This is a genomic window from Bacillus sp. MYb78 (genome assembly GCF_002975115.1).
Classification (GTDB): domain Bacteria; phylum Bacillota; class Bacilli; order Bacillales; family Bacillaceae_G; genus Bacillus_A; species Bacillus_A cereus.
In genome coordinates this window covers 1-5,030 of sequence record NZ_PCOB01000054.1, presented here as the reverse complement: position 1 = coordinate 5,030, position 5,030 = coordinate 1, and the positions used below count along the sequence as shown (strand labels likewise).

Here is a 5,030-nt window from a genome sequence, read left to right as displayed (position 1 = left end):
AACGTTTTTTTACACTTGGGGGTAGTCTAGATTCTTAAGTTGATGGGCATGGGGTGAAAACATTGTTCTAAGAAAATATGAAAAGTCATGCTTTGTAACGGGTGAAGTTTCTGAAACCAACATAGAGTTGCTAGGTGGCCGAATGTTTTTAAGCAAGGAAGGGACAATTGAATTACTGGATCTTATTCAGAAGAGTGGGATGGCACATGCCTAAGCAACTAAACATTTTCGATGTAGAGCCAGCAATTTGTGAGTTTGATGTAATGAAGGCAAATGTGAAGAGAGGAACTGGACGCACTACATACGCTGACGTACGCGTCCAAGTTCCAACGAATGCAAAGTGTACGGATGAATTACCACGCACAACTAAACAAGATGATCGCTATGATATTTTTGAACAGTATGTAATGGCAATTTGGAGATTTCATAGAGCTGTAGATAAGTTTTTCAATTGGGATATAGCTGAAGAATTGTGTAAGGCAGCAAGGGATAAAAAAGAAATAATTCCGGTACGGATTTACTTAGGAAGTGGATTTAAACCTGATGTTGTCGAGTACATGCGGTAGTAAAAGGAGAGGGACATATGAAAAAAATAGAAATTGATGTTAGCAGCAACAAACTTTTAATAGTTAAGGACGGAAATGTTACAGCAATAAATCCACCAATGAGCGGATTTGGTGAGCAAGTCGCGGTTTGGGTAAACGGTAAAGTTGATCGTGTGGATACTAAATTTACTGAAAAGATAAAATAATTATTTTTAGAAAGTAGGTTCGCTTATGAGTGTAGCAAGAAATCGTGAAGTGATGAAAGAATCAAGATTAAAGATATACATCGCTTTAGAGGAAGCTAACTTCATTTGGGATGAAAGAGATGTAGTTCGTTTTCGTGAAATGTGGAGTCAAGGTATGAGTTTACCGAAGATGGCAAAAGCGTTAAGGAGGCACCAAGCGGAGGTTGCACTCCTTGTAATAGATCAGGCTGATAAGTATTTAATTGAAAATCGTCCGATTGGATTAGGGATCTGCTAAAGATGAATATCAATCAAATCAGTGAATTAGATCAATATCAAGAAGCCGTATTACGTACATGGAATACAAATTATGATTTCGGTGGACGTGTTTTAAAATGTTTTTTGATGTATTAATGGTTAGGAAAACATAAATCAGGAAATAAAACCTGATATTCCTGGTTTAATCGAAGGTCAGTAGTTGAGTTTGTAAAGTGTATATAATTTTTTTCTAATTTATCTAGTGTTACCAGGTGATATGTACCTAATCCATGCTGGATGCTATGTTTAGAAAGAGTAGGACCAATTTGTAATTTTCTATTTTTCATAGCTGTATTCCAGGGGCTGTAAAAGAATTTTAAAACGAAAGCGGGATACATGTAAATCATAAATAGATGCGGTGACCAATGTCGTCCTGCCCAATAACTACCATGAAAATGATTGTGGACTAATCTACCGCCATAGTATGGGGCAGGTGGATTAGGGGTGAGTATTTTCCCATGATAACGTTGTTTGACAAGGGGAATTCCGTATCTCGGATTGGTATAACCGTGAGTAGGATCATCTACCATTAGAATAGTCCTAATTGCGTACATGTTTTTCCCTAAAGTAGCAAGAGATGAGAAAAAGGCATGCTTATCAACACAGCAAAGAAATTCAGTGGTATTTAACACCATTTTCCATCCCGTAATTTCTTTTTCTATGTTCATTACTTCTTGATCAACTAATACGGCATCAAATTCTAATACTTTTGAATCGCGGATTTCCCAATGAGGTGCAAATAATTTGCATATTTCAACTGAACGATCAGTAGACCCACGATTAATAAGAATGCCGTGATCAAATAATTTTGTGTGGTGCATTAACCACCAAGGGAGTAGATACTCTTCATTATAGAAATGGGAAATTAAAGTTGCATTAATGAAAAACCCTCCTTTTAGACAAGGATAAAATACATCTTGCTCTAATATAGTATGATGCTTATCCTTAAAAGCCTTTGTTAAAAATAAAATAGAAAAAAGGCACTATAAAATAGTGCCCACATTCAATTTGCAGGAGTATTATGAGGAAACTTAAGTAGGTGGCTTAAGTTTCTCTGTAATAAATATGAACCTCTGATTATAAAAATGCCTATATTTTAGAGGGGAGTTAAGGAGTATTTGTATACAGTGAAATCCTTTTTGAAAATTTCTTCAACTAATTGAATAGTTTCGGAGTCATAAAAACTTTCATATGTTGGGAGTCGTGGGAATAGAGGATCGGTAATATCAGCATCTGCATAGTTACCTTTAAAAATGGTGATACCACTTTGATGATGCCATGACTTAGTTAGTATATCTAAAGGGGACTTCTTTAAGCCATATATCTTCTCTAAATTTGAGATTTCAGAAGAGAAATTTTCAAGGTGAATATAGTTTGTAACAAACTTTTCTTCATCTTGGATATATTGTTGCACATAGTGGGGGTTCACATCATCTAAATTATTCATATGTGCTTTTAAGTAATATAAAAAAAGTTTAAAGGAGATTTTTTTATTGCAGTTTTTATCATGATATAAAAACTGTCTAATTGGTTGCCATTCGGGATGTTCAATATTTGGTGGAGCGATTAGTGAGAGAAATGAACTTACTGCTCTTTTATAGGGGTTTCTTACAAGTTTATATGTCGGTTTTTCATTTGTGGATAATGCATTAGCAAGTCCAGTAAAGTAGTAAACTGAATTTTTGTAAATGTCGAACTCATAATTATGGATGAATGGATTATATTTAATGGCTTCCTTAAACAAGTTGATTTGATAAAAAAACCAATGAGCAAGTGAGGTACATCCGCTTTTTTGACTCCAAAATAATATTATGGGGAATTCTTGATGAAAATGGGGTCCTCGGGCGTATTTCATGATGAAGTCGTAAATATTTGAGTTAGTCATATGTTACCTCCCATCATCTTCTAGAAATCTCATCTTTGTATACGGTATGGAGAAAATTCTATATATATGATAAAAGGCTTGCAGGGCTATCAATTACTTTATAAAAGCGTTATTTTATAGTGATGCAAAAAGAGTACATATCGAATATGTACTCTTGAAAAAAGGAAGTGTATATAAGTGATGAAACACTATACTACAACATATGCTTGTCTCATTTAAAAGTGCAAGGAATATAACAAAATCCTTATTTTAAAGTTAAAGAGCACCTAAAAAGGTGCTCTGGCCAAAATTAAAATTGAAAAAGAATACCGCATGGTATTGTATGTATGTTTTCTATGGCTGTGCAATTTTTAAACAAAAATGTTATTTGAATAGGAAATGGCAGGTAATTGACTAAGTTACCTGCCGAGTGCCTAAACAGTCCGGAGGGGAAGTCTCCGTTTTAAAAGAGTGTAGCTGAATTGAGGATAGTATGTGTAATGTAAAAAAAGATTATTCGTAAAGGAGAATGAAAAATTATTTTATAAGAACTGGCATTCTTTTTGTTTCAAATCTTCCAAAGTCTATAGGACAATATGCAAACGTTGCTATAGGTTCTGAAGTCTCGTTTGTAAAAAAAAGTGTGGTTAATTACGTCACCAGAAGAAGAATAAAAAGTAATTTTGGTTTTTGATATAGGGGGGAGCGTTATTACCAGTGGTTTGCTTGTCATATTAATCAGCTCCTAAATTATTTGATTGTATATGAACTTAATATGTATTCAATAAATGTATATGAATTCATTTTATAAAGTTAGTACTTTTTGAATCTAGAAATTTAACAAAATAGTTATTTGATAGAATTTTGATAAAAAGCGATGATCATTAAATCACTTCATGATTAATGACAATCGCTTATGTATTGATAAGTTATTCAGTTATTTGAAATATAGTTTCATCAGGTCTGGAGAATCCATACAGTTTCCTTGCGAATTTTAAAATACCTTCTTCGCTCTCTGTTAAAGTTTTAATATCGTTTTCAAAATAACGTCCTATAAGTTCTAATTCAGACAATTTCTTCTTTTCTTTATTAAGTGTAATTTGTTTTTCTTGAATCATATCTTCTTGTTTGTAAATGCAGATTTGAATGGAAATAACCATAGGTAGCATAAAAGCAAGTGCTAATAACAGACGACGTCTTAGCTTTTTATTCGTTTGTTGATTCTTATTAGAGTTAATTTTATTTTTTGAGATTGATTGTTGTGGTGATAAATTTGGGAGATTTCCCATTTTAAAGCCTCCATTACTTATGTATAGAATTTAAATTGTTTAAAAGTATTATATATGCTAAATAGATAATTTTGAACCTATTTGGATAAAGAGAGGTTTTATGAAATTTAAATAAAAACGCTATTTTAAAACAAAGGGGAATTTGAATTGGGATTTCAAGAAGATGATTTTGTAATGGTGAATCATCCTGATTATCCAGAATTACAGGGATTAGGAATAGTAACAAAGGCATCCGATGAAATAGCGTTGGTTTGGGTTTACTTATATGTAGATAATAGTGAGCGTTTTGTCCATATCGAATTTTTAAGGCATGCTACTGATGAAGAAATAAGAGCAGCTAGCAAAAGCTAACTGCCCGCGTAAGGAAATCGGAGAAAGATAACCATGTATCTACAGCATTAACGGAATATTGAGTTTTATTCAGGGGGTTACTAATTATGTAGGTTACATGAGAAGTCCTATTAACATCCAGGCTGCCCCGATTAGAACTAAAGTTTCAAATGTAATCCAAAATTTTCTTTTTTCGGGTTTTTGAAATTCTTTAATTACAGAGAATACAGCACTGATTCCTACAAGAGTGAAAAGAGCAATTCGGATTGCTTCAGTCATCTACATCACCACCTAATATTTTAATAATTTAATTATATAACAATTACCATTTTGTAGAAACTCAACAAAATAATCCTTTTATAAGAAAGTGAGGTTAGGAGAATGACTAATTTAAAGAAAAGAAAAATTAGAAAAGCTATCGCGCGTCGCACAAAGGCAGTAGAGAAATATCAAGTTGATAACGCTTGGAGAAATATTTTTGTGAAAGCTGGAATAATAA

Annotated in this window: 9 protein-coding genes and 2 pseudogenes; 7 read left to right on the top strand and 4 right to left on the bottom strand. The window is 33.0% G+C overall.

From position 1 onward, the window contains the following. Positions 1-52 precede the first annotated feature (52 nt). The 5 genes and pseudogenes from CQ064_RS32790 to CQ064_RS34485 all read left to right on the top strand — a co-directional run. Positions 53-214 (top strand): annotated as a pseudogene (locus CQ064_RS32790) (AbrB/MazE/SpoVT family DNA-binding domain-containing protein); the annotation flags it as partial. Then, positions 207-566: a hypothetical protein gene (locus CQ064_RS32785; protein WP_001125966.1), complete on the top strand. Its 360-nt coding sequence runs from the start codon at positions 207-209 to the stop codon at positions 564-566. The pseudogene CQ064_RS32790 and the gene CQ064_RS32785, both read left to right, overlap by 8 nt. A gap of 17 nt (positions 567-583) precedes the next feature. After that, entirely contained in the window at positions 584-751 is a 168-nt protein-coding gene (locus CQ064_RS32780; RefSeq protein WP_000717823.1) for a DUF3954 domain-containing protein, read from the top strand. Between the two features lie 25 nt (positions 752-776). Further along, entirely contained in the window at positions 777-1,028 is a 252-nt protein-coding gene (locus tag CQ064_RS32775; protein WP_000109538.1) for a hypothetical protein, read from the top strand. A 2-nt stretch (positions 1,029-1,030) separates the two neighbouring features. Continuing rightward, positions 1,031-1,135, top strand: a pseudogene (locus CQ064_RS34485) (nucleoside triphosphate pyrophosphohydrolase family protein); the annotation flags it as partial. A 5-nt stretch (positions 1,136-1,140) separates the two neighbouring features. Here CQ064_RS34485 and CQ064_RS32770 read toward each other — a convergent pair. From CQ064_RS32770 to CQ064_RS32755, 3 genes are all read right to left on the bottom strand, one after another. Next, the gene (locus CQ064_RS32770) at positions 1,141-1,869 is read right to left on the bottom strand and encodes a hypothetical protein (protein WP_000546541.1); all 729 of its coding nucleotides are present in this window, start codon (positions 1,867-1,869) and stop codon (positions 1,141-1,143) included. Between the two features lie 275 nt (positions 1,870-2,144). Further along, on the bottom strand, positions 2,145-2,933 hold the full coding sequence (locus CQ064_RS32765) for a sulfotransferase family 2 domain-containing protein (RefSeq protein WP_000185202.1): 789 nt from the start codon (positions 2,931-2,933) through the stop codon (positions 2,145-2,147). Positions 2,934-3,841: 908 nt separating this feature from the next. Then, the gene (locus tag CQ064_RS32755; protein ID WP_000527470.1) at positions 3,842-4,201 is read right to left on the bottom strand and encodes an FtsB family cell division protein; all 360 of its coding nucleotides are present in this window, start codon (positions 4,199-4,201) and stop codon (positions 3,842-3,844) included. Between the two features lie 147 nt (positions 4,202-4,348). On the opposite strand from CQ064_RS32755, the gene CQ064_RS32750 reads away from it, so the two are divergent. Beyond that, positions 4,349-4,552 carry a hypothetical protein gene (locus CQ064_RS32750; RefSeq protein WP_000506751.1) on the top strand — a complete coding sequence of 68 codons (204 nt, stop codon included), beginning with the start codon at positions 4,349-4,351 and terminating at the stop codon, positions 4,550-4,552. 93 nt (positions 4,553-4,645) lie between these two features. Here CQ064_RS32750 and CQ064_RS33905 read toward each other — a convergent pair whose 3' ends face one another. Continuing rightward, positions 4,646-4,810, bottom strand: coding sequence for a hypothetical protein (locus tag CQ064_RS33905; RefSeq protein WP_000133487.1), 165 nt, complete (start codon positions 4,808-4,810; stop codon positions 4,646-4,648). A gap of 102 nt (positions 4,811-4,912) precedes the next feature. Here CQ064_RS33905 and CQ064_RS32740 point away from each other — a divergent pair. Then, positions 4,913-5,030, top strand: a 118-nt coding sequence (locus CQ064_RS32740; protein ID WP_105559743.1) for a DUF3983 domain-containing protein, incomplete at its 3' end; no start/stop codon positions are given.